Source organism: Paenibacillus contaminans, from assembly GCF_003285015.1.
Lineage (GTDB): Bacteria > Bacillota > Bacilli > Paenibacillales > NBRC-103111 > Paenibacillus_V > Paenibacillus_V contaminans.
The window spans coordinates 266,851-289,905 of record NZ_QMFB01000011.1 but is presented as its reverse complement, the minus strand read 5'-3'; the positions used below and the strand labels follow the sequence as shown (position 1 = coordinate 289,905).

General features: G+C 50.7%; 29 protein-coding genes and 2 pseudogenes. 28 read left to right on the top strand and 3 right to left on the bottom strand.

Going from position 1 to position 23,055, the window contains the following annotated elements; all coding sequences use genetic code 11:
• The 5 genes and pseudogenes from DQG23_RS43020 to DQG23_RS43015 all read left to right on the top strand — a co-directional run.
• Window positions 1-241: hypothetical protein (locus tag DQG23_RS43020; RefSeq protein ID WP_238177950.1), on the top strand; the 241-nt coding region annotated here is incomplete at its 5' end.
• Window positions 242-876: 635 nt separating this feature from the next.
• Window positions 877-1,245 (top strand): DUF4240 domain-containing protein, encoded by a 369-nt coding sequence (locus DQG23_RS20020; RefSeq protein WP_113032639.1) that lies wholly within the window; start codon window positions 877-879, stop codon window positions 1,243-1,245.
• An 863-nt stretch (window positions 1,246-2,108) separates the two neighbouring features.
• A complete protein-coding gene (locus DQG23_RS20015) occupies window positions 2,109-2,723 on the top strand; it encodes a hypothetical protein (RefSeq protein WP_113032638.1) in 615 nt (204 codons plus the stop codon).
• A gap of 148 nt (window positions 2,724-2,871) precedes the next feature.
• The gene (locus DQG23_RS20010; RefSeq protein WP_113032637.1) at window positions 2,872-4,701 is read left to right on the top strand and encodes a cyclic nucleotide-binding domain-containing protein; all 1,830 of its coding nucleotides are present in this window, start codon (window positions 2,872-2,874) and stop codon (window positions 4,699-4,701) included.
• A 189-nt stretch (window positions 4,702-4,890) separates the two neighbouring features.
• A pseudogene (locus tag DQG23_RS43015) lies at window positions 4,891-5,030 on the top strand (IS4 family transposase); the annotation flags it as partial.
• 208 nt (window positions 5,031-5,238) lie between these two features.
• Here DQG23_RS43015 and DQG23_RS20005 read toward each other — a convergent pair.
• A complete protein-coding gene (locus DQG23_RS20005; RefSeq protein WP_113032636.1) occupies window positions 5,239-5,703 on the bottom strand; it encodes an ImmA/IrrE family metallo-endopeptidase in 465 nt (154 codons plus the stop codon).
• A gap of 10 nt (window positions 5,704-5,713) precedes the next feature.
• The gene (locus DQG23_RS20000; RefSeq protein ID WP_113032635.1) at window positions 5,714-6,169 is read right to left on the bottom strand and encodes a helix-turn-helix domain-containing protein; all 456 of its coding nucleotides are present in this window, start codon (window positions 6,167-6,169) and stop codon (window positions 5,714-5,716) included.
• Between the two features lie 447 nt (window positions 6,170-6,616).
• Between DQG23_RS20000 and DQG23_RS19990 the strand changes: the two genes are divergently transcribed.
• From DQG23_RS19990 to DQG23_RS19965, 7 genes and pseudogenes are all read left to right on the top strand, one after another.
• Window positions 6,617-7,039: a transcriptional regulator gene (locus DQG23_RS19990; protein WP_238177949.1), complete on the top strand. Its 423-nt coding sequence runs from the start codon at window positions 6,617-6,619 to the stop codon at window positions 7,037-7,039.
• Window positions 7,040-7,467: 428 nt separating this feature from the next.
• Window positions 7,468-7,587 (top strand): annotated as a pseudogene (locus DQG23_RS43590) (phage tail terminator family protein); the annotation flags it as partial.
• 74 nt (window positions 7,588-7,661) lie between these two features.
• Window positions 7,662-7,943 carry a phage tail terminator family protein gene (locus DQG23_RS43585; RefSeq protein WP_337589405.1) on the top strand — a complete coding sequence of 94 codons (282 nt, stop codon included), beginning with the start codon at window positions 7,662-7,664 and terminating at the stop codon, window positions 7,941-7,943.
• The gene (locus DQG23_RS19980; RefSeq protein ID WP_238177947.1) at window positions 7,933-8,133 is read left to right on the top strand and encodes a hypothetical protein; all 201 of its coding nucleotides are present in this window, start codon (window positions 7,933-7,935) and stop codon (window positions 8,131-8,133) included. Before DQG23_RS43585 ends, DQG23_RS19980 begins: the two co-directional genes overlap by 11 nt.
• Window positions 8,134-9,450 (top strand): phage tail sheath family protein, encoded by a 1,317-nt coding sequence (locus tag DQG23_RS19975; protein WP_113032633.1) that lies wholly within the window; start codon window positions 8,134-8,136, stop codon window positions 9,448-9,450.
• A 1-nt stretch (window position 9,451) separates the two neighbouring features.
• A complete protein-coding gene (locus DQG23_RS19970; protein ID WP_113032632.1) occupies window positions 9,452-9,919 on the top strand; it encodes a phage tail tube protein in 468 nt (155 codons plus the stop codon).
• Between the two features lie 25 nt (window positions 9,920-9,944).
• Window positions 9,945-10,367, top strand: a complete 423-nt coding sequence (locus tag DQG23_RS19965) for a phage tail assembly chaperone (RefSeq protein WP_113032631.1) — start codon at window positions 9,945-9,947, stop codon at window positions 10,365-10,367.
• Window positions 10,368-10,607: 240 nt separating this feature from the next.
• Here the strand turns inward: DQG23_RS19965 and DQG23_RS42205 are convergent, their stop codons facing one another.
• Window positions 10,608-10,817, bottom strand: a complete 210-nt coding sequence (locus tag DQG23_RS42205) for a hypothetical protein (RefSeq protein ID WP_158560604.1) — start codon at window positions 10,815-10,817, stop codon at window positions 10,608-10,610.
• Window positions 10,818-10,856: 39 nt separating this feature from the next.
• Here DQG23_RS42205 and DQG23_RS19960 point away from each other — a divergent pair, with 39 nt between their 5' ends.
• From DQG23_RS19960 to DQG23_RS19885, 16 genes are all read left to right on the top strand, one after another.
• Window positions 10,857-12,827 carry a tape measure protein gene (locus DQG23_RS19960; protein ID WP_158560603.1) on the top strand — a complete coding sequence of 657 codons (1,971 nt, stop codon included), beginning with the start codon at window positions 10,857-10,859 and terminating at the stop codon, window positions 12,825-12,827.
• The gene (locus DQG23_RS19955) at window positions 12,827-13,516 is read left to right on the top strand and encodes a LysM peptidoglycan-binding domain-containing protein (RefSeq protein ID WP_202865929.1); all 690 of its coding nucleotides are present in this window, start codon (window positions 12,827-12,829) and stop codon (window positions 13,514-13,516) included. The genes DQG23_RS19960 and DQG23_RS19955 overlap by 1 nt, the downstream gene beginning before the upstream one ends.
• A gap of 37 nt (window positions 13,517-13,553) precedes the next feature.
• On the top strand, window positions 13,554-14,477 hold the full coding sequence (locus DQG23_RS19950; RefSeq protein ID WP_238177946.1) for an XkdQ/YqbQ family protein: 924 nt from the start codon (window positions 13,554-13,556) through the stop codon (window positions 14,475-14,477).
• Window positions 14,477-14,839, top strand: coding sequence for a DUF2577 domain-containing protein (locus tag DQG23_RS19945; RefSeq protein ID WP_202865927.1), 363 nt, complete (start codon window positions 14,477-14,479; stop codon window positions 14,837-14,839). Before DQG23_RS19950 ends, DQG23_RS19945 begins: the two co-directional genes overlap by 1 nt.
• Window positions 14,836-15,243 carry a DUF2634 domain-containing protein gene (locus DQG23_RS19940; RefSeq protein WP_113032627.1) on the top strand — a complete coding sequence of 136 codons (408 nt, stop codon included), beginning with the start codon at window positions 14,836-14,838 and terminating at the stop codon, window positions 15,241-15,243. Before DQG23_RS19945 ends, DQG23_RS19940 begins: the two co-directional genes overlap by 4 nt.
• Window positions 15,236-16,273 (top strand): baseplate J/gp47 family protein, encoded by a 1,038-nt coding sequence (locus tag DQG23_RS19935; RefSeq protein WP_113032626.1) that lies wholly within the window; start codon window positions 15,236-15,238, stop codon window positions 16,271-16,273. Before DQG23_RS19940 ends, DQG23_RS19935 begins: the two co-directional genes overlap by 8 nt.
• Window positions 16,274-16,276: 3 nt before the next feature.
• Window positions 16,277-16,690, top strand: coding sequence for a phosphoglucomutase (locus tag DQG23_RS19930; RefSeq protein WP_113032625.1), 414 nt, complete (start codon window positions 16,277-16,279; stop codon window positions 16,688-16,690).
• Between the two features lie 3 nt (window positions 16,691-16,693).
• Window positions 16,694-17,719 carry a DUF2793 domain-containing protein gene (locus DQG23_RS19925; RefSeq protein WP_113032624.1) on the top strand — a complete coding sequence of 342 codons (1,026 nt, stop codon included), beginning with the start codon at window positions 16,694-16,696 and terminating at the stop codon, window positions 17,717-17,719.
• A 13-nt stretch (window positions 17,720-17,732) separates the two neighbouring features.
• Window positions 17,733-18,668, top strand: a complete 936-nt coding sequence (locus tag DQG23_RS43005) for a tail fiber protein (RefSeq protein WP_238177945.1) — start codon at window positions 17,733-17,735, stop codon at window positions 18,666-18,668.
• Between the two features lie 3 nt (window positions 18,669-18,671).
• Complete coding sequence (locus DQG23_RS19910) at window positions 18,672-19,286, top strand: YmfQ family protein (protein ID WP_113032623.1); 615 nt, start codon at window positions 18,672-18,674, stop codon at window positions 19,284-19,286.
• A 4-nt stretch (window positions 19,287-19,290) separates the two neighbouring features.
• Complete coding sequence (locus DQG23_RS42595; RefSeq protein WP_192894612.1) at window positions 19,291-20,979, top strand: hypothetical protein; 1,689 nt, start codon at window positions 19,291-19,293, stop codon at window positions 20,977-20,979.
• Window positions 20,980-20,995: 16 nt separating this feature from the next.
• On the top strand, window positions 20,996-21,412 hold the full coding sequence (locus DQG23_RS19900; RefSeq protein ID WP_113032622.1) for an XkdW family protein: 417 nt from the start codon (window positions 20,996-20,998) through the stop codon (window positions 21,410-21,412).
• Entirely contained in the window at window positions 21,412-21,516 is a 105-nt protein-coding gene (locus DQG23_RS43450) for a CD1375 family protein (RefSeq protein ID WP_272949059.1), read from the top strand. The genes DQG23_RS19900 and DQG23_RS43450 overlap by 1 nt, the downstream gene beginning before the upstream one ends.
• Window positions 21,517-21,810: 294 nt before the next feature.
• Entirely contained in the window at window positions 21,811-22,023 is a 213-nt protein-coding gene (locus DQG23_RS19895; RefSeq protein WP_113032621.1) for a hypothetical protein, read from the top strand.
• Window positions 22,020-22,583, top strand: a complete 564-nt coding sequence (locus DQG23_RS19890) for an N-acetylmuramoyl-L-alanine amidase family protein (protein WP_113032620.1) — start codon at window positions 22,020-22,022, stop codon at window positions 22,581-22,583. The genes DQG23_RS19895 and DQG23_RS19890 overlap by 4 nt, the downstream gene beginning before the upstream one ends.
• Before the next feature lie 5 nt (window positions 22,584-22,588).
• Window positions 22,589-22,768 (top strand): S-layer homology domain-containing protein, encoded by a 180-nt coding sequence (locus DQG23_RS19885; RefSeq protein WP_158560602.1) that lies wholly within the window; start codon window positions 22,589-22,591, stop codon window positions 22,766-22,768.
• Window positions 22,769-23,055 lie beyond the last annotated feature (287 nt).

Genomic DNA, 23,055 nt, shown 5'->3' with positions numbered 1-23,055 from the left:
GTTAAGCCCTCCAGCGCCAATGGTACTTGACCCGCAGGGGTCTGGGAGAGTAGGACGTCGCCAAGCAGCAAACAGCACCTTTACCGATGAATCGGTAAAGGTGCTGTTTTTTTGTATACAAAAAAATGTGTTGTTTTCCAAGTACGGCAGTGGTCACCTCTATCCGAAATTTGTCTTTAAAAACAATAGTTCAAGCTTCTTCTCTAGCCCTGGACATTCGTATCCTTCGGATGCCGCGTAGAAATCCCATCACGTTCACACGCTAGCCCTATAAAAGGCGATATCGTGATAAGGAACGATTTGATAACGATTCGCGCAAGTTCGCCAGAACTATATGAGTGGATTCAAAAAGACTGTAAACAAGAACTGAACTACTATGAAAGAACGGATTAACTTTCACTCTCTGTGGTGCTGCGCTTTGTGCAGCATGGATGGCTAACGGGCAGGTTACCACAACATACTGGTTATTACGTGCGTCTATTGTTGTGGAATTATTTCCCTGCTATCATTCTCATCTGAAAGGGTAACAATTCTATGGTCACTCTATCGTTCAAACATTATTTCGATCCTGGGACGTGACCTATCCCTTTTCATCTCATCGCTATGAGCCAGAAGGAAAAAGCAAAATTCAGTTGGTTTGTGATATGATTGGCTTACTTCCGAATCAGACGATTGAACTTTCTCCTGACCGCTGGATCAATGTGGACAGTGTTTGTGTGGCAGGCGATGCATTGAATATTACGAAGGGGCGCTCAGATATGGAAATGCCTTGGGCTGGCTGGTTTGGGGAGCTATGCGTGAATTAGGATAAGCTTCAGACGGTTTTTGGGGATTATTGCTAAACGATCAAACGGAACAGCGAGGTGATTGAGAGTGATGCACAACGGCAATCGAACAGAGTGGTTCTGGAAAACGATTCAAAGGGCTAACTCTGATCGTGAGAAGTTAAAGGATGTTTTATGGAATTTTGAGCTGGATGAACTCATTTCGTTCCAGGAGGAGTTTGTAGATTTTTCTATTGAACTGCAAGATCAACCTTATACCGACTATATGGAAGAGTCTGAGGATGGAATAGAAGATATTGCAAACTGGGTTGTTAGTAAAGGAAAAGCTTTCTATGATGAGATCCTCCGGAATCCGCAGAGCCTTCCTCGCAGTGTGAATCTCTTGAGCCATGAGATTTTATACGGAGTAGCCGATGAGGTCTGTTTCGAAAAATACAGAAAATCAACTGAAGTATACTAAACGTTAACAATCCATGATCAAACAAGGGCTGCATTTGAAATAATAGACGCGCTGAAGAAAATCCTCTCGCCCGATGAACGCAAACGTTTTGAACAGGGCTGGTCAGGGTTTGCTGATGGAGAAATTCTCTAGGAACGATCAAAACAGGGTTTTGGAAAATCAATTTTATCCTTACACCGGGTGAGTTCAAAGAACTTCTAATCAGTTGTGTTCAGAAGGGGATTGCCTTCCATCTGCGAATCTATGGATATCCTGAGCATACCGTCGTGCATGTGATCGATACATCAAGAATGCCTATCAGTTCTTAAGCTCCTCTAAGAAGCCTCCCCAAACAAGCCTTGCGCTGCCGTACAGTATGTTGAGGAAATGTATGCAGAGGATGGTTCGTTTTGAGTGGACGATTCATCCGATGAGGGAAAACTTATGTCTGAACAAGAGCTTGAAAAGTATTGCGATTGGCATAAAAATCCCTTAGCAGCAATTCCGCAATGGCTTTCAATAGAAGCTATTAAAGGGTAATTGCTCAACTAACGGGTACGTTAGTTGAACTTTGCTCAGCTGCATTTACGAAAAGCGAGCCCCTTGTAGAGAAAGGGAGAGCTCGCTTTTTTTATGCAACGAATTGCTTAGCGTCGTTATACGTGTTTTGTTGGCGGTACCCCATGCCCATCGAGTCTCGTATTCATATAAAAGTTACGCGTGCCCAGAGGCATGTATCTTCCAGCATTAAATTCGTCTTGCTTCAAGGCGACATTCTGTAGCCATGGTTACAGAAATAAATAGCTAAATCTAATAAGATATGAAGAGTGAATTAAGGGGTAAGATGCAATTCATAAAAAAAGAAAACAGAAGGAGAGTTTATAATGAACAAAAAGCTTATTTTATCCTCGTTAGGCACTTTTGTTGTAGGCGTATTGGCAGGGGGAGCACTGTTGTATAACGACGATGTGTACAGTGCGGTGAAGGAAACGATCACGGGAAAGGACTTACAAAACACGGTAGCGGGAATATCGTCAGTGGATTTACAAGGAATGGGGATTGAAGAAGCCCTAGCAGCGGTACAAGCGCAACGCACGCAGCTACTAGATGAACAACTGAAAACGCAAATTGCTGATGTACAAGCGAGAAATGAACAGGTAGGCCGTTTGAATTCTGTGCTGGCGGGATTATTTCAAGTGCAAGGCAGGTTGGGTGCGGGTGCAGCAGCTAATGCAGAAGTCACTAGCCAAGAACAAAGTGATTTAAGTCAATTGTATTCGTCCGCTGGAATAACGGGGACACCGAAGACGAAGGGCGAAGTAGATGCGCAGATTAATACTGTAAAGCAATCCATTGACTCGCTTGGTAATAGTCAACAAATGGACATGCTAAGGTTACAGTCGATGACGAACAAACGTAACGAAGCTTTTGATGTCATGACTAATTTCGTTAAAAAGATGCAGGAATCTCGTAGTTCAATTATTGGGAATATGCGTTAATCTAAATTGTTCAAGTAAGTGATTAGGATTGCAAGGCTTGTATCGTGCATACATGTCCTGCAATCCTATTTATGTTTTAATGATGATACACACTCTAATCACGATACATAGTAAAATAGGCGTATAAGAAAGTAGGGAGAGAAAATGAGTGGACTTAGACACTGTTGACAAATGGCTACGGCAGCATCCATTGTTACAAGGGATTCCGGACCATGAAATCGAAATGGTTGCACGTACAATTGAAGTCTACGCCTTCGAGCCAGGATCTTATTTATATGTAGAGAATGACCCCTCTTCAGATTGTTATATACTTGTGCAAGGACGTGTGAGAGTAACCAGTCGGAATCTTGTTGGACAGACTCTAACACTAGCAGAGCTAGGAGCGGGTGAAATCGTTGGCGAGATGGGGCTCATTCGACGAGAGCCTCGCTCGGCTTCGATTGTAGCTATGGAGCAGGTGATAGCACTTCGGCTTGATTATAGCTTGTTTGAACGATTAGCTGATCAAAGTCCATTGTTCTATCAAAGTATGCTAGTTAATGTGCGATTACGCTATATCCATAGTTTATTAAGGAAAGCGACGATTTGGTCGACGATTCCTGATTCGGAGTTAAGAGGGATTGCTGAGATCACACAATTAGAAACGGTCAAGCAAGGACAAACGATCGTGCGTCAAGGTGAAGCGATAACCTCCTTATATATGATTAGTCGTGGAAGTGTAGAAATACGCAGCAAAGGGAAACATGCGGTTCTTCGGGAAGGTGATTTTTTCGGGGAAACGGAATTGCTGACCGATTTGCCGGCATTTTATCAAGTAAAAGTGCTGGAAGATTGTGAACTATTAACGCTGGACCAGTCGTTCTTTCAATCGATATTAGCTTACTACATGCCTGTGAAGCATCAATTATTGACTATGTTAAGTATTCGGAATCCAGCGTTATTGAAGTCCGTTGTTGTACCCTATAATCCAGAAGAATTGCAACATTCAGAACAAGAAAAGCAAGATCAGCTGCCACAAGCCAAAGACAAGTGGATTACATACTTACTGTGGTTAGGTTGTGGATTTGTTGGATTATCAATCCTAGCCTTTTTTGTTTCGAATCTTGGGATACGAATCGCTGTTTTGCTCATGGGGGGCTTGTTTGGACCTGTTACGTTCGTGGCTTATGTACGAAATCAACAAATCCTCGGTTTTCGCAGTTTTCGCTTAGCGATGATCTTTGTATTAACTGGACTTGTGGCGATTCCGGCTGCTTTTGCTTTGGAACGATTATGGATGGTTGTTCCATCTGTTGCTCCACCCTTTCTAGGTTCTTTCTATAACCCGATAATCGTAGCGATTGTAGAGGAATGCTGTAAGCTACTCGTTTTCTTCATTCTTTTGCGTAGTCATCAGGTTCGATTTCTGATGGATGCGATTGTGTTTGGCGCTGCGGCAGGCATGGGGTTTGCAGCGATCGAGAGCATATTGTATGGCTGGACAAATTTACAAACTGATTCTTCATTATCAATGCTCGTAGTTTTGTGGGTACGTACGTTACTTTCTCCATTTGGACACGGTACGTGGACTGCGATTGCTGCGGTTGGACTTTGGATGGGTTTAGCAAAACATACGACACTACATAGTCAGCAACGTAATCCATGGGCAAGAATAGGGATGTTTCTCGGTTTATTCGCTGTCTCCATAGGTTTGCATACGTTATGGAATTATTCGTACGCATCAGGAAGTGTTAGACTACTTGCAATGGGAGCTATTGGGGCTATTGGTATTAGTTTATTACTGGGGCTTATTCGACGTGGACGACAGCTTGAATTTGGCACATTACGTGCTTTGAATCCTGAAGATACACGAGTCGGAGGCTCATCGAGTCACGCAGATTTGCTTTGTAATGGGTGTGGCACGTATTCTCCGCCGAGCAGCAGATATTGCACACGATGTGGGCAAGCTTTGCGTATTCGAGCCGTGGGAAAGTCATAATCTGATGTGTGTGATGGATCGATTGGAGACTCTAGATTTTAGCCCACAAGCAGAATCAACTTGACAGTTTCGCTGGTCCTACCCCATGCCCATCAAGCTAAAGGAAAGTACTACCTCCTGAAAACGAATATACGCTATTCTTTCATAAGACTGATTAATGAAAGGATAGCGTTTTATGATGAATCTGATATTTCAGACGACCTTCATTTGGCTTCACAAGAACTGGAACGACATTGTCTCCTCCTGCTCTCGCCCAACTAGCCAAAGATGCAGGATTCGTCACACGAACCAGTAAATATCGTGCACAAGATTTAGTCACCTTATGTGTATGAGGGAGTCAACGAATAGCTACGACCTCTCTCGATAATGCTGGCATAGGTAAATTATTTATCGCACTAATTATCGGAGTTGCAATACGATAGGCTAGGGCGGCGAATACCGTTAGTAATAACAATGGGTAATTTAACCTTTATATGAACGTATGTTCGGTTTTTAGTCGTGAAAATTAGCCGCGCGCCTTCGTTGCGAAAGGGTCGATTAGGACGGGAAAATTTCAATAACGCCTAACGGATCGAAGTAAACGATATAGCGATCGCCAACCGGTGCGTATAATCCATATTTTTCAGTATACCGGTCAATGCAGCTTTGTAAAAATTCCTCCGTTACTCCCAAGTATCCGGCAATGTCGTAGCGACCTTTTACACGTGCATGGTGCGCGTCGACGATCCGCTCGAGCGGAATGAGCTTTTGATAAGCCCATTGCCGGGCACGCAACTCCTGTTTGTGATTCCGAATGTCGGATTGGTCAAGGATGTTGCCGGTTGACGTATGATAGTGGCCTAGCTCTTCGGCGAGGATGCAGGATTTTTCCGCCAAAGGCAAATGATCCGCAATACCGATTATATTCCCCTTTGTTAACCCCTTCGCCCTTGACTTGAATTTGGTTTCATAAACGAATAAGCCGCATCGTTCCGCTGCTTTCAACAGGTTATCGTACTCCATTGCCTCACCTCTATTTCTTTCGCTTAGCATGAAGCTTCTCAAGGTCGTCAAGATCTTCTTCCATCAGTTTCTGTTGTTCTTCCGAATAGTCGTCACTATGAGCCGCAACGACCGTGAGGTGAGGTTTGGTACAACGTTCATATTCAAGCTCAAGTAATGTGCGAACGGAACGTTTACCGTGCTCATCGAGCGCATTGTATTTTTGTATGATGCCGTTATCTTCTGATGTTCGAATAACCGGAGAAGCTGCCGGCGTCGACTTGGGGAAAAAGTCATCCACTCTCAGATCGAGCGCTTTCGCCAACTCAAATAGTATGCTTTGCTCCGGCTCATTCGTTCCAGACTCGTACGATGAAATGGTATTGTGTTGAACGCCGATTTTTGCACCCAACTGCTTTTGGGTCATATTGCGGAGTTTTCTATACTTTTTAATCTGCATGCCAACATATTTTTTCACATCTGCCATATGGTTTTCACCATCCTTCATGAATTATTATATACGATTTCATGAAGTTGTAAACAAATAACATTCATGAATTATGAAGTTTAATGTTGACTACCTCATATACTTCATATATCATGAAACCACTGACTGGAGGTGGCTGATATGCAGGATAAGTTTATCGCTTGGCGCAAGTATTTCAGCATCACACAACAAGAGGATCTTGCACAATTGATAGGCGTCGACATGCGCACATATAGTAACAAAGAATCTGGTATTCCCCCAATTCTAGCAAACGAGATTTGTGATTTCGGAAAGAATAGATAAGTCTATAGAAGAACTTTTTTTGTCAGTAACTTCATGAATCATGAATATCATCGTAATCGTAGAAATTGCAAAAGCAAACCAAATTCCCCGCGACTCCATGTCCATATAGTGGGAGAGGTTGCGGATTGAGAGGGGACCAAAATCATGAAAACCAAATTACGCAAAGGCACGTTCCAGCACGTTGAAAGTGAACTGTATGCTTATCATGATACAAGGCGGGAGATCGTCCGGCTGAAAAACGACATTTTGTACGGCCGTAGCGGCGGAGATGAGAACATAGGGGGCAGCCGGGGCAATTTGCCTGGAGATCCGACCGGACGGGCGGTCGTGCTGCTGACGAGCCATAAGATGCTGGAGCAGCTGCAGGCCATCGTAGAGGCGATTGAGTCGGTGGTCGAGCGGCTGCCGGAGGAGAAGCGCAAGCTTTTGCAATTGCGGTATTGGACCCGATCAACGCTTTTGAACTGGGAAGGTTTAGCGGGCCGTTTACATATCAGTAGTCGGCAGGCCATGCGCTGGCGTGATGATATTGTTCAAGAAATAGCTGAGAAAATCGGCTGGAGGTAGATTTCTTTGGCAAACTTGTTTGCACGGAAAGGGGACTGCTACTCGCAAACACACTCAAGGCCGAATAAATAGAGTGGCGCTATGATGTCATTTTGGGCGTGTCTACCCGTGTTAGTATGCTAGTGTGGAAGTAATAAACAGATAAGTAATAATTTCTCTGTATTAGCGATCGCTTCCTACATTTCGGGTTTACTCTCCCCCATATAGAAGCGGTCGCCGGTATTCTGAGTACGCTTGTCTGTGAATGGCTGAACTTCTGCTGCGTATGCGCGGCACGGGACGCTTCGTAAAAGCTGGAGATTGGAGAGATCCGCTTCATTGCCGGCAGGCGGAAATCTACCTCTGTGGAAATGCTTGAACGGGAGCTTTTCTGCCACTATCCATCGGCGATTGCCGTGATTGATCAAATGGTTTCGAGGTGAGGGAATATGTCAGAGGCAATCAGCTATAACCAGGTGCGGTATGCCGTGCATGACGTTTTGGGAACCGCGTTTCCCGGCATCCCCGTATCGGATGAAGAGTTTCCTCAAGGGGTCGACCCGCCGCGTTTCTTCGTGCGGTTACTGGAACCGGGGCATGTTCGGGAGCTGGGGCACCGCTTCANCCGGGGCATGTTCGGGAGCTGGGGCACCGCTTCAGGCGCAGATATCCGTTCGCCATCCGCTATTTCGCGGCGGCTCCGACGAACGATGACCACCTGTACGACATCGCCGAGCAGCTCATGCAAGCAGTGGCATGGATTGCGCTGGAGGGACGTCCGCTGCCCGGGCTGGATATGCGGTTTCAAATTGAAAACGGGGTGCTGGAGTTTTGGGTGGCCTACGAAATGCTCGTTTGGGAGCAGCCGATAGCGGCGCCGAAAATGCAAGCCCTGGAACAGGAGGGGAAGATTGTTGAAGCGTAAAGAAGAGATGGCGCAGCCTGCTGCACAAGCAGCGGAAGGGCGTTATACGAAGGAACAATTCCTCAAATCCCGGCAGCGTCCGGGGCGGGAGAAGGATGTGCTTTCCGTGGTGCTGGAGGAAAACAAAACGTACACGATTGCAGAAGCCGAGACGGCTATGCAAGCATTTTTGAAAATGGAGGCGAAATAAATGGCTGGAGGCACATGGGTTTCTCAAAATAAAGTAAGACCAGGCGTTTACATCAATTTCAACGGCGCGACGCAGCCGCTTGGGGCGCTGGGGGAGCGCGGCGTCACATCGCTTGCCTTGTCTCTGCCGTGGGGCGAGCCAAAAACGATGATTTCGATCGCGGCCGGCGAGAATGTGCAGCCGCTGCTGGGGCTCGACTTGAGTGCGCCGGCGCTTTTGCTGCTGCGTGAAGCGCTGAAGAGAGCGCAGACGGTGCTGCTGTATCGCCTGAACACGGGCACGAAAGCGGCTGTAACTGTAGGTTCCCTGACTGCAACTGCGAAGTATGGCGGCACAAGGGGCAACGCGCTCACCGTAATCATTCAGGAGAATATTGACGATGATTTGCTATTTGATGTGACGACACGGCTGGCGGGCGTCGAGGTCGATGTGCAGACGGTAGCTAACATAGCCGGATTGGTTAGCAATGGCTACGTGGTCTTTTCCGGCACAGGCTCCTTGACCGAAACGGCGGGCGCCCCGCTCGTGGGCGGTGCGGACGGCACGGCGGCGAATCAAGATCATCTGGATTATCTGGCGGCGCTGGAGCTGCAGGACTTCCATACGCTGGCGTATACCGGCACGGATGCGACGTTGAAAGGGGTTTATGCCGCATTTGTCCGGCGCATGCGGGAGGAGGAAGGCAAGAAGGTACAGCTTGTCATGGAGAACTACCCGACGGCGGACTTCGAGGGCGTCATTAGCGTTAAGAACGGCGTCGTGCTATCGGACGGCTCCACGCTCACTGCAGCGCAAGCAACCGCTTGGGTCGCTGCCGCCACGGCAGCCGCATCGGCGAGCCAATCGCTTACGTACGGCGCTTACGACGATTCGGTGGATGTTGCGCCGCGCTACACCAATAGCCAGATTGTAGCCGCTTTGCGCGCCGGCGAGTTTGTGTTTACGCCGAGTCAAGGGCATGCCGTCGTCGAGCAGGATATTAATACGCTGACGAGCTTTACGCCGGACAAGGGAAAGGCATTCGGCAAAAACCGCGTCATCCGCGTGCTCGACAGTATCGCGAATGATGTGAAGCGGATTTTCGAGAGCTTTTACATCGGTAAGGTTGGCAATAACGCCGACGGCCGCGCGCTGCTGGGAGCGGAAGTCGTATCCTACCTGCGCACCCTGCAAGGGCTGGGGGCCATTCAAAACTTCGACAGCCAGACGGATATCACGGTCAGCCAGGGTACGGATGCGGATGCGGTCGTTATCGAACTGAGCATTCAGCCAGTGGACGCGATCGAGAAGATTTACATTAATGTGGAGGTGAAGTAAGATGCCATTCTTTAGGGAAACTGACGCAATCAGTGGGAAAATGGCGAAAGCGTACGTGATCATTGACGGCCGTACGGAAGAATTGTTTTACGCAAAATCGCTGGAAGCGACGATCGAGAAAAATAAGGTGGATGTACCGGTGCTCGGCAGAACGAATACGCCGCAGCGCTCCCAGGGCTGGAGCGGTTCGGGCACGCTGACCATCTATTATGTCACATCTGTTTTCCGCCAGCTCATGCGGACGTATATCCAGACCGGTCAGGATTTCTGGTTTGACCTGATGATTGTCAATGAGCAGCCGGGGAGCGGAACGGGCAAGCAGACAACATACTTGAAAGGCTGCAATCTGGACAGCGTGATCGCGGCGCGCTTCGATGCGTCAAGCGACGATATGCTGGAAGAGGAACTGCCGTTTACGTTCCATGACTATGATGTCATTGACAAATTCAATACGATTACGGGCGCCTGATTGGGCGCCTTAAGGAGGGACAACCATGAGTGATTTGAGCGTGTTTTTTGCACAGAATGTCGCGGGGGAAGTGACGGAAGAAGTCGCAGTATCCGCGCGATTCCGGAATAAAGACGGTTCAGCGGTTCTCTGGAAGCTGCGCAGCATGACGGAAGACGAAAATGAACAATGCCGCAAGGCGGCGACCCGACGCGTGAAAGGAAAGAACGGGCAGTATACGCAGGAAACCAATACCGAGGATTACCTTGCGAACCTGGTCTCGTCCAGCGTTGTATTCCCCGATTTGAAAAATCCGGATTTGCAGCGTTCTTACGGTGTGCTTGGCGCGGAATCCCTGCTTCGCAAAATGCTGCTGCCAGGCGAATACGTCGAGCTGGTCCAGCACGTGCAGCGGCTGAACGGCTTTGATCAGGACGTAAACGAACTGGTGGAACAGGTAAAAAACTGATCCAGGAGGGCGATGGCGAAGCGAATTACGCGTACTACGCCCTCCACGAGCTCCGCATCCTGCCGCACGAATTGACCGCTATGTCGCGGCGGGAGCGTGCAGCCATTTATGCCATGATCGATGTGCGGGTGGAGCAGGAGCGGAAAGAACGAAGGAAAATGAAAAAGTAGCATGAGGGCCCCTAAGGGGCTCTTTTTGCTGCAGAAGGGAGGGGATTTGGAAATGGCTACAGTGTCCGATTCACTCAAAATGATGGATCAGCTCAACCGTTCCGTTCAGCGGTTTGTTCGTCAGGTCCAATCGGCAAATGCGGCTGTGGAGCGTCTCCAGCGAATCATGAAATCGCCGGTGTCCGTAAACGTAGATACGTCGAAGGCTGCGGCAGCCATTCAACGGATAAGACAGCAGCTCGAGAGCCAGAAGGGCATTCGTCTCGCGTTCGATCGCCAAGCATTAGCTGCAGACCTGGTACGGTTAAGGCGGTTGATCATGGCTCGGCTTAGCGACATTCGATTGCGGATTCAAATCCAGCTGCCCGCGTCAATCAACGTGTTTTTTACGAACCTGCAGAGACTTGTGTATCGGCTCTTGGCCGCAGTTCGGCGGCTTGGACAGAGCGGAGGCAAAGGCGGTTGTTGCGAAGGAAGTCCGCCTCAACAGGAGACTAACGATGATGCCCAGCAAGGCGGGAAATCCACAAGAAGCTGGTTAGACAACTTAAAAGGAATTGCGTCTTTCATAAGCTCGATAAATTTTAAGGCCGTGGGGGACGCGATGAAGGCAAGCGATGCCTATATGTCGACACAAGCCGGAATCGGGCTGATCGCGGACGGGCAAAAAGGAGAAACCGCCAAAGGGCTGCAGCAATCGATTTTCGAAGCGGCTGAACGATCGAAAAGCGATTATATGGCAATGGCACAAAACGTTGTTAAATTGGACTTTCAAGCCGGGGATATGTTTAGCGGGAATAACGAAACGATCGCATTCGCCGAACTGATGCAAAAAGCGTTCAAGCTTTCAGTAACGGATGCAGCGGGGCAGCAATCCGGCATGGATCAGTTGACGAAAGCGATGGCTGCAGGAAAGCTGCAGGGTGACGAATTCAGCTCGATTATGGAAAATGCCCCCATGTTGGCCGATGCGATTGCCAAATTTACCGGGAAATCGAAGAGCGAGCTGAAGGCGATGGCCGAAGAGGGAGGCATCGCGGCCAATATCCTTAAAGGAGCGTTGTTTTCTTCTGCTGATGACATCAATAAAAAATTCGAAGCAATGCCGCGCACTTTTGGCGATGTTTTTGTAAGTTTGAAGAATCGGGCTTTCATCGCTCTTGGCCCTGCGATCGAGCGGATCAGCCAATTGCTTAGCTCGGCGGGTGGAACCGCATTTTTGGATGGGTTGACAGATGTAATGATGCTGGCTGGCATGGCTGCCAATGGACTGGTTGAGGCGTTGATTTGGATTGGAAGTGCAATCCAGTGGATCTATGGGGTGTTTGAACCGCTCTTCGCTGCGATCGGGGGAGCCTTCTTATTATGGGGGATGACGCAAATCCCCATGCTTATAACAAAGCTATGGTTGATGGTAGAACCCATCCTGGCACAGGCTTCAGCCTGGATGATCGCGAATTGGCCGATCCTCCTGATCGGCGCCGCGATTGGATTATTAATTTACGCCTTGTACTCGTGGGAAGACGCTACGGCTGTGGTGGTAGGGTTTGTTGGCGGAATATTTGGCGTCCTGGTTGCCTTCTTGTTTAACATATTCGCCGGTTTTGCCAACATGGTTCTTTCTATTGCAGAGTTTTTTATTAACATTTGGAATGATACGGTCTATGGAGTTAAAAAATTGTTTTACGACCTTGTGATTAGTTCACTTGAATCTCTGCGGAAACTTGCTTCGGGAATTGAATCGATCCTGAATAAAATTCCGGGCCTTCAAGGGGTGACCATTACTGCGGGATTAGACAGTACACTAACTGCCCTGAAACAGAACCGTAATCAGTTACAAAACAATAATAACGTAGTAACCCTGAAACGATTCGAACAAATGGACTATGGCGACGCTTTTCAAACGGGACAAGTTTGGGGGGAGAAAGCAAGTCACTTTGCATCTGATAAAATCAAGGATGCCGTCGGGGGACTCGCCGGACTGTTTAGTTTACCGGGATTTCCCGGTGTAGACGCGACTGCGGTAAAAATGGATCAGGTCGGCAAGATCGGCGAAGTAGGCGAAGTCGGCAAAATCAACGACACCGTCGATATCAGCAGCGAAGACCTGAAAATGATGCGCGAGCTCGCCGAGATGAAAAATATCCAGAATTTTGTCTCGCTGACACCGACCGTGAGCGTAACAACTGGGGACATCAACAACGGGGAGGACGCCGACCGAATCGTCGCCCGGATTCAAACCATGCTGACGGAACAAATCTCCTCATCGGCACAGGGGGTGTATGCATAGTGTCAGGCTATTATTTGGAACTAAGCTTCAATAATCGGGAGGAATGGTTCGAAGTTCCGCTTCTGCCGCAATCCATGGAAGTGAGCGAAGGCAGCAATGGCAGCGATAGCGAGGTTTATGGGCTAGGAATGATCAATGTCATTCGCAGTCCTAAATTGGCTGAGTTCTCATTCAGCGGTATTTTCCCTGCTCATCCCGTCCCGTTCGTGACGCCGAACGCCTTGCTTCCCCCTGTTGAATACGTTCTTTATCTCAGAAAGTGGCTGGAGACCAAGAGGCCGATTCGATTCATTTTCACATCGACGCAATATGATATCAATACGCCGGCCAGCATTGAATCCTTTGAGTGGAAGGAAGCAGCCGGGGCTCCGGGCGATATTGAATACTCGCTGAAGCTGAAGCAGTATCGCTTTTATGCCGCCAGACGTCTATCCATTGAGCGATTGGATGACGGGACGATTTCCTCTTTGCGGGCTACTTGGTCCCGAGCGGATGATCGCGCGCCTTTGAAAGTATACACGATTCAGCAGGGGGACGACTTGTGGACGATATCGAAAAAGGTTTTTGGCACGGATCAGTATTGGAAGGAAATCCAACAGTACAATAGGCTAACGGAGGCAGGTACGAAAGAGTTGGAGCCAGGACAAGTCCTCCGGATTCCGCTTGAAAGTGGTGGGATGCTTGATTGAGATTCTGATTGACAATAAAGCCGGGAGTGTTTGGGACGTGTCGGAGATTACATCCGATTTATCCTGGACTACGACTCGCATTGGCCGTCCGGCGAGCGTCGATTTTTCTCTGATTCGAAATGGAATCTATCAGGAGCGGGCTTTCGCCGTCAGCAACGGCGACATTGTCCGCATCCGCATGGATGAGGCAAACGTGTTCTACGGTTACGTGTTCGCGGTCAAGGTAAATCAAAACGATGAGGTATCGGTTAAAGCGTACGACCAGACCCGTTATTTGCTGGTGAAGGATACCTATGTCTTTAAGGCGGCGACCGCTACCCAGATTATCAAACAGATCGCGGATGATTTCAGTCTCCGGGTCGGCCGGCTGGACGATTCCGGTTATCGCATTCCGACCATGTCGGAGGACGGGCAGATGCTGATGGACATCATTGACAAAGCGATCACGCAGACTCTGATCAGCACACAAAGGCATTACGTTTTTTTCGATGATTTCGGCAGTTTGTCTTTGCGGCTGGTTGACGACTTCCTGGCCGGTTTTTACGTGGGTGATGGCAGTCTGATGACGGGCTACGATTTTGGCCGCGACATCGATTCGGATACGTACAATCGCATCAAACTGTACAAGGATAACAAGGAAACGGGCAAACGCGAGATTTACATGGAACAGGACAGCGCCAATATCGCTCGTTGGGGACTATTGCAGCTATACGAAAGCGTAGACGAGAACATGAATGCGGCGCAGATCAGCACTCGTCTGACACAACTCGTCCAACTTAAGAATCGGGAATCCCGGGGATTGACGTTGGAGGCGATTGGCGATGTACGTGTGCGCGCCGGTATGTATTTGCCCGTTGTGATCGAATCGCTTGGCATTAACCAGCCTATGCTGGTTGACGAGGCGAAGCATCGGTTTGATGGAACGAACCATACGATGAGTCTGACATTGAAGGTGATATGATGCTGGAGGCTATCAAGCAAGCCGCTGCTGCGGCAATCGAAGCCGGCGCCCCTATGGCCATCATGTTTGGAGAAGTAACAAGAATAGATCCGCTCGAGGTAACTGTCGATCAACGGTTTGCCCTCGATGCGGATTTTTTAATTGTGCCGGAGAACCTGACGAGGTATGAAATCGATCTGCGTCACGATCAAGCGTATGCGGATTCCGGTGAAAGCGGCATGGCAACAAGAATGACGGAGCCGGCGCTGCCGGAGGAGCCGATCGTCATTCGTAAAGGGCTGGAAGCGGGGGACAGGCTTATTTTACTGAGAATGCAGGGCGGGCAAAAGTATTTGATTTTCGATAAGGTGGTGGGACCATGATCCCGACAGGAGGACAAATCCCTGCCGAGCGTATGTTAGCGGTGCAGCAGCCCTCCCGGACATGGCGGCTGGATTTCGAGCGCGGACGCGTTGCCGGGATGATCGATGGATTGGAAGCAGCGAAGCAAGCCGTCTTCAAGATCCTTCAGACGGAGCGATTTCGGTATTTGGTATACAGTTTCCACTATGGCGTGGAGTTGGAAGCGTTGATCGGGCAAAGCCCGCTGTTTGTGCGGGCGGATATTCGCAGACGCATCGAGGAGGCGCTGCTGCAGGATGACCGCATACGAGGCATATCCGGGTTAACGTTGGAGGGGGAAGGGGACCAGTTGCTCGTACGGTTTACCGTCTTAACAGATAGCGGCAGTTTTGAGGTAGAGCAGGAGGTGGGAAAACGTGTATGAATCGCAGTCTTATGACGTTATTTTGAAGCGTATGCTGGATCGCGTCCCGATTACGCTGGATAAACGGGAGGGCAGCGTCGTTTACGATGCGCTGGCACCGGCGGCGGCCGAGCTTGCGCAGATGTACATAGAGTTGGACGGGACTTTGCGGCTCGGATTTGGCGAGACGACAAGCGGGGTCTACCTGGATCGGCGAACGTCGGATCGCGGGGTAACCCGGAAGCCGGCATCGCCCGCGCTCCGAAAGGGCATGTTTTGGAACGGCGGCAATCAGCCGTTCGATGTGCCGATTGGCAGCCGATACTCTTGCGAGCAATTGAACTTCGTCGTGAAGGCGAGGCTGACAGCCGGCCAATACGAATTGGAATGCGAAGCTGTGGGCGAGTCGGGCAATAGCGTCTTCGGCGTCTTGCTGCCGATCGATTACGTCGCCGGTCTTGCTTGCGCGGAACTGACGGATGTGCTGCTGCCCGGCGAGGATACGGAATCCGACGACCAGCTTCGGATTCGATTTTTGCAAAAGGTGCGGGAGCCGGGAACAAGCGGAAATGTAGCGGATTACCGACGTTGGGCGACGGAAGCGGTTGGCGTCGGAGCGGCGAAAGTGGTCCCGCTGTGGGACGGGCCGGGGACGGTCAAGGTGGTGATCGTCGATACGGAACGGCAGCCGGCGACGCCTTCGCTGGTATCGGATGTAGCGGCTCATATCGAGGAGGTCCGGCCGATCGGCGCTGCGGTAACGGTCGTATCCGCGATCGGTTTGGCGGTCGAGGTGGCGGCGACAGTCACCCTTGCTTCAGGGTATTCGTTGCAAATGGTGCAGGATTCGTTCATCCAACTGCTGGAGGCGTATTTGCGGGAAACGGCCTTTGAGCTTACCTATGTCAGTTATGCTCGCATCGGCACGTTGTTGATAGGCACGTCAGGCGTACTCGATTACACAGGATTGACAGTGAACGGGAGCACCGGCAATGTCGCGCTGCAGAGTGAAGAAGTGCCGGTTGTTGGCGCGGTCAATTTGGGGGTGTAAACAGTGGCTTATCCCGAAGGGATTGATCGTTTTTCTGAGAAGCTGAACAAGAAGCAGGACGGTGGTGTGTACACGATCGAGGAAGCCCTGCAGCTTGAAAATGGGCAGTATGAGGGATGGCTCGCTCATGACAATATTATCAACGGTACGGTTCGGGTGTACACCGGTCCGAGATTTACCGGCGAGGTAGTCGCGACCTGGACGCTTTCGGCGCCGGCTGAATCACCGTGGAGGCGAACGATCCGGGTTTTTGCGAATGTAGAGAGCGTGTATGTGACCTACGAAACGCCTGGCGATACGGTGGATGCGGACGATGTCAACGTGCTGCAGGAAGCGATTACGTCAACGCAGACGGAGATGGATCGCTATAAAGAGGCAGGTATGATTGATGGCGGAACATTTTATGAAGGGGAATGACGGATGGCGCAAACGATTCGGATCAGACGAGGGACGAAAGCGGAACTGGTAGCGCGCGGCGCGCTGTTGGCCGGCGAGATGGGGTTCTGCACGGATACGAAGGAAGTATATGTCGGGGATGGTACGGCTAATACGCTTGTGGGCCGGGTCATGACGGGACCTTATGCATCGCGGCCGAGCGCGGCTGTTTCCGGGCGGTACTATTTTGTCACCGGCGGCGGGGCGAATAACGGTTATTTGTACCTGGACGACGGCGCGTTATGGGTGCGGATGAATGCATTGGAACTGAGCGACCTGAACGGGACTTTGGATAATATTGCGGAGGGTGCGACGTATGGCCGTGTGAAAAAGACGGATTTGACAGGCGGCAGCGTCAACAAAGTGTCGGATGGGACGAAGACGGCAACCGCGGCCCAGATTCGCGACCATATCGACGATGCGACGAAGCATCGCGTTATCAACGACTCAGGAAGCTCAGTGACCGACCTCTGGTCGGCGCAAAAAATTAAGAACGAGTTGGACTTGGCTCGGGCCGGTCAAGAGTATCAGGACAGCGTGAAGGATAAGGACCTGGCAACGCCGCCGGCTTCTCCCGCTGCAAAGGACCGGTATATCGTCGGGGCCTCCCCGACTGGCGTGTGGACAGGAAAAGTCAATAACATCGCGGAATGGACCGGATCGGCATGGAGCTTCATTGCCCCGACTACCGGCATGACCTGTATCGTCGATGACGAGTCCAAGCAGTATACCTACAATGGAACGTCATGGGTGCGCACGGGCGGCGCCTTGCAGACGATTACGGCGGGGAACGGACTGACCGGCGGCGGGACGGCGGAGACGGTGACGCTGACGGTTGGAGCAGGCAACGGCATTACGGTTGGTCCCGGGGCCGTCTCCGCAAAGGCAGGCAAAGGCGTGCTCGTGAATGCAACGGGGATTGAGACTAATATCGACGCGGATAGCATTGTTTATGACGCAGCCAATGGCAATCGGCTGATGGTAGCTGCGATCGACGGCGGTACGTTCTGAGGAGGCGAGGGTTTTGGCGAGGAAGGTGCTGATTCAGATCCGGCGCGGCGCCGAGTCCAGTATTGGCGCTCTGGCTGTCGGCGAGTTAGGGTATTGCACGGATACGCAGAAACTGTATATCGGCACGACGAGCGGCAATGTGCTGCTCGTCGCTGCTCAATCGACGGGCGGCGATATGCTCAAGTCGATCTATGACACGAACAACAATGGAAAAGTAGATGCGGCGGAGGCGGCCGATTCGGTGTCTTGGGCTGGCGTGACAGGGAAGCCTGCGACATATACGCCGTCTACGCATACGCATGATGCTAGCGAGTTAACGGCAGGGACGTTGGCAGCTGTCCGGCTGCCAGCAGCGACGACGGGGGCGCAGGGAGCGATGTCGGCCGCGGACAAGGTCAAGCTGGACGGGATCGCGGCGGGGGCGCAGGTCAACGCCGTGACCAGTGTGTCAGGCAGAACCGGCGCAGTAGCCTTGACGGCTGACGATTTAGCTGAGTCTGCGGCCAATAAAATAATGACGGCGGCGGAACGTACGAAGCTCGCCGGTATTGCGGCTGGGGCGAACAACTACGTTCATCCGGGCGGGGACGGTAACCAGCATATTCCGGCAACGGGAACGGGCAATAATGGCCGCGTGCTGAAGGCGGGGGCGACGGCTGGCAGCGCCGCTTGGGGTATCGTCGATTGGAGCGAGATTAGCGGGAAGCCTTCGACATTTACGCCGGCAGTCCATTCGCATTCGGCCAGCGATATTACAAGCGGGACTTTGGCGGCGGACCGCCTTCCTGCAGCGTCGACGTCGGCGTCTGGAGTCGTGCAGTTGAACACCGCGACGAACAGTACCAGCACGACGCAAGCGGCGACGGCCAGCGCGGTGAAGGCGGTCTATGATCTGGCGGCTGGCAAGCTTGGACCGGGCGTCACCTGGAACCAGCTCAAGGGGGTGTAGCTGATGTCCTATGGGCAATTTTTATACGGTACCTTATGGTTCGCCTCCGGCAGCCAAATCGATCCGCCTGATGTCGACCCCGTTGATTTGATGGCCTACCTCCCGGAATATTATCAGGGCATTCGCGATTTTCGAGAGTTGATGGACTCTGAAGGCAAGGAATTGGGCATGCTCTGGTCTGAAAATGGCGGTGTCCTCGATCAGTATTTTGTGTCGACGGCGACATGGGGACTAGATCAATGGGAAACCGAGTTGGGAATGTCGGTTGATCCGACGAAGCCGGTGCAAAGTAGACGCGAGCAGATCAATGCGAAACTGCGGGGGACTGGCACGACGACCCGCCAAATGCTGATCGACACGGCAGCGGCCTTCTCCGGCGGCGAAGTGGACGTGATCGAGTACCCGGCGGAATACCGGTTCGTTGTGAAGTTTGTTGGTATTCTCGGTATTCCGCCAAATATGTCGGGATTTATCCAGATGCTCGAGCAGGTCAAGCCGGCTCATTTGACCTATAGCTTCGAGTATACGTACACAACATGGGCAAATCTGCTGTCGTTGACGTGGGGCGGGGCCGCATCGAAAACATGGAATCAATTACGGACTTACGGAGGAGCGTGAACCTATGAAATTGACGCCGAATTTGAATTTGAAAAAGCCGGAAGGAACAGATGTTGTCGACATCAATGATCTGAACGGCAACGCCGATATTTTGGACGCTGCAGTTACTGGAAAAATAGACAAAGTTGCAGGAAAAGGCTTGTCCACTGAGGATTACACAACAGTAGAGAAGAATAAGTTGGCGGGGATTACGGCTGGGGCGCAGGTCAACACCGTGACCAGCGTTGCGGGCAAGACGGGGGCTGTCACTTTGGCGAAAGCTGATGTTGGCTTAGGCAACGTTGACAATGTGCAGCAGGCTCCAATTACTCACGTAGGGGCTGGCGGCACAGCCCATGCTGCGGCCACGACTTCGGCAGCTGGGTTTATGTCGGCGGCAGACAAGTCAAAGTTGGATGGGGTTGCAACGGGGGCAAACAACTACACCCACCCGGCGACGCATCCGCCGTCTATCATAGCCCAGGACGCTTCAAACCGATTCGTAACGGACGCTGAAAAAGCGAATTGGAACGGAAAGGTTTCGAAGACCGGGGATACGATGACAGGGGCACTTGTGCTGCCTGTTAATGCAGCCGGTCAAAATGTCCCTGTACAGACGACTGGGAATCTAACTTATTATGTTCGCACGGATGGAAACGACGCAAACACCGGGCTATCTAATACATCCGGTGGAGCGTTAAAGACCATTCAAGCTGCTATTGACAAGATTCCACATGCAGTTAACCATAACGTAACTATAAATGTGGCAGACGGTACGTACCCTGCGCAGGCTTGGATAGATGGTTTCACGGGTAAAGCAACAATAATTATTCGGGGGAATATAACCACCTCAGCCAATGTTTCTGTACAGGGTTTTATTGTGGTAGGGAATAGTTGTCAAGTTTCTTTCGAAGGTATGACTAACGTACACAATTCAAATGCCTGTATTTATGCGTCACGCACAGCATTTGTATCTGCGAACAAGATCAATTGTACAGTTACAAACTTAAGTTCGGATGCAGCCTTTGTAGCTGCAGACGGCGCAACCTTGAAAGTGGAGAGTTGTACAATTTCCAACAGGGGTACTTGTTTTCAAGCCGCTGGCCCTGGGACGAGCGTTTACGCTGTCAATAACAATGGAACGGGTAATGGTGGATTGATTTCCGCTAGTAGTGGTGGCCGCGTCGATGTAACCGGGGCCATGCCGAGCGCTACAAATCCAGATTGGTGCGACAGAGGAATTATTATTCGTAATGGTGGGGCAATCAATCCTTGGGGGGATAATACAACAAATAGTCGTAGTTCAGTAAGTGCTTATGCTGGATCAATTCAGACATTTACTGGTGGTGTACTTACAAAGATCACAAGTATGTCGAATCTAAATTACGACAATTTGGGTGAATGGAGTACGACTAGCGGTGCTTTTACAGCAAAACAGTCGGGGCATTATTTTGTCCAATTTCAATTTGAATCATCTGTTGCCCCACCAACCGGTACTTCTGTATATGCAACTGCAAACCTAAATGGTGCACATTATGACCTTGCTCAAATGCAAACCTCACAGACATCACATGGATTGTTGCTAAACGGCTCAAGAATTATGAAGTTAAATGCAGGAGATGTCATTAGTTTCTACGTTGGCCCTTCACCTTCAGTAACTGTAAGTAACACAAATGCAGCAAGTACTTATTGCAGTATTACAAAAATAGCCTAATGGAGGGATTCAAACCGTGAACACATCACTAGCAATTATGAAACTGTTTCCCGAAGCTGACCCGAAAAGTGATTTTTTGGTGCAGGACGATTCGGATGGAAACGGCCAGTATATCGCAGTTTGGAGTCTTCCCGATCCGAAACCGACGGAAGCTGAACTACAAGCTGCTTGGGATGACTTGCAGGCTAATCCACCAGTAGTCCCACCGAGCATTGAAGACAAAGTTGCTCAGCTCCAAGCGGAAAGCGTAGATACAATGCTCGCCTTGTCTGAGGTGTACGAAACAACCGCGCAGCAGGACGCGATGCGGGAGCAGGAAGGCATCGATACGATGCTAGCCCTTACGGAGGCGTACGAGCTGATCCTTCAGCAGCAGGCAACTATTGACGCGCTGATGGTACGCATTGAGGTACTGGAAGGAGGTGCAAGCTAATGGCGCAGATTTACGCAAACCTGATCCGTAAAGGGATCAAGACGATTGACGACGTACCAGCTAGTATCAAGCCTGACGTCGAAGCTTTGCTGACTCGACCGTAGAAACAAACCACGAGCAATCGGGGCTATTTTATGCCAAATGGGGCTGTACATGGCAGGAGATAGCGCAGATGTGCTCCAGCGCATTACACGCGTGAAGACGAGCTGGACAATATGAACGGCAAATTTGACCGGCGATTAGCGCGAGTGAGACGGCTGTACTGGCCTGTAACTGGCAAGATCTGCGCGCCATCTCCTTAACCAAATGGAAGACAATCGATGGTGGTTATGGCGCACGTTGACACGCGCTGTGCTGGTAGCCGTCGTAACTTTCATTGTTATTGGAGGGCTGAAACCATGATCGATTGGAAACGAAAATTGAGCAGTCGCAAGTTTTGGGCGCTGGTGGTCGGAGTGGCTGCCAGCGTTCTTGTTTTGGTCGGAGCAGGTGAGGACGCGGCCGTGAAGATCACGAGACTCATTACAGCCGTTGGCAGTGTCGTCGTGTACATTTTGGCTGAAGCTCATGTTGACGGACAAAAAGCCGGAAAAGGCGGAGATGAGCAATGAAGATCGTAATCGACGCTGGCCACGGGCCGGGCACACCGGGAAAGCGTTGCCCGGACGACAGTATGAGGGAATTCCATTTTAATGCAGCCACTGCTGATTTTGCGGCCGCGCTGTTAAAGCAATATGAAAATGTGGAGATCCTGTTCACGCATGCCGAAATCCGTGATGTGTCGCTGCAGGAGCGCACGGACTGCGCCAACGCATGGAAGGCAGATCTATTTGTTTCGATCCATGCCAACGCCAGTGGCAACGACTGGAGTGCGGCGCGAGGCATTGAGACGTTTGTCTATACGACTCGTCCAGCGTCAGCCGTAGCACTCGCCAACGCCGTTCAGCGACAGCTCATTAAACTGACCGGACTTGTCGATCGGGGCGTCAAAGCCGGCGATTTGCATGTGCTGCGAGAGACCCGCATGACGGCGATCTTATGCGAGTGCGGATTTATGACGAACCGAGACGAGGCGGAACTGCTGAGGTCAAACGCATACCGCCAGAAATGTGCATTGGCGATCGTGGCTGGAATCGTGGAGACGTATGGACTGAAGAAGAATGGGGGGTAAGGGATATGTTTAAGGATGTGCCTGAAAACCATTGGGCCGCCGGCGGGATCGCTGCGGTGTCGGATCCAGACGTCGGGTTGATGCATGGATACGAAGACGGGACGTTCCGGCCGGACAAGCCGGTTACGCGCGCCGAACTAGCGATGGTGATTAACCGTTTCTTGTACCGCGAAAATAATCGATAAATGAAATCCCCACTGGCTGCGGCTGGTGGGGATTTTTTTGTTTTCAAAGAGCATTTGTGTAGAGGTCAGCTATGCACAGCCAGCTCGTAACGGATATCCGCGACCATCCCGGCAGTGTACGGCCTCTTTCGGCTTCATGCCATCGTCAGGTGATCTTTATCTGTGGTCTGCTAAAAAGTTTTCCGGGGAATGCGTACGAAACGGGTGGTGACTTCTTCCCTTGTGCATGAACCTTTCGGACCCTATTCCATAGCGATTGAAAAGAACGGGATGCTGGTGGAGCTGGA